The organism is Micromonospora sp. ANENR4, from assembly GCF_015354395.1.
Lineage (GTDB): Bacteria > Actinomycetota > Actinomycetes > Mycobacteriales > Micromonosporaceae > Micromonospora > Micromonospora aurantiaca.
Genome location: NZ_JADKYQ010000040.1, coordinates 1 through 1383 on the forward strand (window position 1 = coordinate 1; position 1383 = coordinate 1383).

At 68.8% G+C, this 1383-nt stretch carries 1 protein-coding gene; it reads right to left on the reverse strand.

Annotated elements, in window-relative coordinates; genetic code table 11:
* Window positions 1-23: 23 nt before the first annotated feature.
* Complete coding sequence (locus tag IRY44_RS30405) at window positions 24-1088, reverse strand: IS110 family transposase (RefSeq protein ID WP_194803564.1); 1065 nt, start codon at window positions 1086-1088, stop codon at window positions 24-26.
* Window positions 1089-1383 lie beyond the last annotated feature (295 nt).

The window sequence follows — 1383 nt, forward strand, 5'->3', positions numbered from 1 at the left end:
TGCAAGATCTGTGAAGGTTGCTGTCAAGTGGTGGCTTCGAGGGTGCGCCAGATTTGGCGGGCTATGTAGCGTTTGAGGCTGCGGGTGATCTCGGCTGGGGTGCGGCCTTCGGTGGTGCGGCGGTTGATGTAGTCCTTGGTGGGCTGGTGGCATCGTTGGCGGGTTTTGGCGATGGTGTGCAGGGCGGCGTTGAGGGTGCGGTCGCCGCCTCGGTTGAGGCGGTGGCGGGTGATGCGCCCGGAGCTGGCGGGGACGGGGCTGACGCCGGCGAGTGAGGCGAAGGCGGCTTCGTTGCGGAACCGGCCGGGGTGTGACCAGGCGGTCAGCGCGATCGCGGCGGTGACGGGGCCGATGCCGGGTTGGTCGAGCAGGGTGGGGCAGAGTTTGTCGACCAGGGTGCGGATTTCGGTGAGGTTGGCTTTCAGGAGCCGGTCGAGGGTCTGGATCTGCTCGGCGAGGGTTGCCAGGTGAGTGCGGCGCAGCCGGTCGAGACCGCTGCCGCTGGTGGTGGTGAGGGTGGTGGCGTGCTGGACCTGTCGCAGGGTGCTCAGTCCTCGCATCTGTGTGCGGAGGTCGTCGTCGGCGGTGAGGATCACCGATTTGAACAGGTTGATGGTGGCGGTGCGGGTGTCGCTGTAGTGGCGGCGGCAGACGTGCAGCAGGCGCAGGGCTTCCCGGTCGCCGTCGGTGCGGGGTGAGGCGACGTGGTCGGCGGCCAGGACGCCACGAGCGGCGTGCGCGGCGTCCAGCGCGTCGGACTTGCCGCCTCGACGGCAGCGCCCGGCAGCTGGTTTGGGTGCTTCCAGGACGTACTCACCCGCGGCGCGCAGGACGCGCAGCAGACCGACACCGTGACAACGAGCGCCGTCCAGGGCCCAGGCCCGCCGGCCCGTTCCCAGCACGGCCGTCTGCCGGCCGGCCCAGGCCAGCAGGACAGCGGCGCCGTCGTCGGTGGCCGGCACGGTGATCTCCGCCAGCACGGTGCCGACCGCGGTGAGCACCGCGGCGGTGTGCGTATCGGTATGGGTGTCCACACCGACGACCGCGTCGACACGCTCGGCCAGACGTTCTGCCAGGATGGGAAACACGGACGGTTCTCCCTTGCACGGGACGACGTTCGGACGGCGTCGGCCCGGGAGCGATCACCCAGCGGCACATCTGTGATGAGTCACGCGACACGGGCTGCACACCCCTTCGCGGACAGGCTTCTGATCAGGCCAACAAGGTGGGCCGGGCCGACGCCGGCAACCCACGAGGACAAGTCGACGCCACGGCACACCAACTGACAGCGGCCAGATCTTGCATGAGTCACCCATAGATCACCAACGTCGAACCCTACCGATACCAACCTCCCGGAACCGGCCCACCTATAGAAGCGTCGAC